General features: G+C 61.2%; 1 protein-coding gene. It reads left to right on the top strand.

Going from position 1 to position 603, the window contains the following annotated elements; all coding sequences use genetic code 11:
- A partial coding sequence (locus WX88_RS30640) for a DDE-type integrase/transposase/recombinase (RefSeq protein WP_156176506.1) occupies positions 1-603 on the top strand: 603 nt, incomplete at both ends.

Below are 603 nucleotides of genomic sequence, written 5' to 3'. Positions count from 1 at the left end.
CTTAATTGACGCTTACCGCATTTCTGCTCGTCGGGCCTGCCGGGTCATTGGCTTGCAGCGTGCCAGTTGGTCTTACAAAGCGCGTGGTCGGGATGACACCGTGCTACGCCAGCGCTTGCGCGAACTAGCGCAGGTGCGTGTCCGCTATGGTTGCCAGCGCCTGCATACGCTCTTGCGCCGCGAAGGCTGGCCGGACAACCATAAGCGGGTACACCGACTCTACTGCCTGGAAGGCTTAAACTTACGGAGTAAGCGCCCCAAGCGTAATCGAGCGGCTGCACACCGGCTGGAGCGGCTCTCGATGAGTCGTCCGCACCAATGCTGGAGCATGGATTTCGTGGCCGATAATCTCTTCGACGGCCGCAAAATCCGGGCCTTAACGATAGTCGATAATTTTAGTCGCCAGTGCCTGGCCATTCACGTGGGGCAGTCGCTCAAAGGCGAGGAGGTGGTGGCCGTGATGGCGCGTTTGCACCAGGAACTGGGCCTGGTGCCTGAGCGCATCCAAGTGGACAATGGCAGCGCGTTTATCAGTAAGGCACTGGACCGCTGGGCCGACGACCAGCACGTCACCCTCGACTTCTCCCGCCCCGGCACCCCCCC

This window comes from Hymenobacter terrenus (genome assembly GCF_000972495.1).
In the GTDB taxonomy this organism is placed as follows: Bacteria; Bacteroidota; Bacteroidia; order Cytophagales; family Hymenobacteraceae; genus Hymenobacter; species Hymenobacter terrenus.
This window is presented reverse-complemented; position numbering and strand designations above follow the sequence as displayed.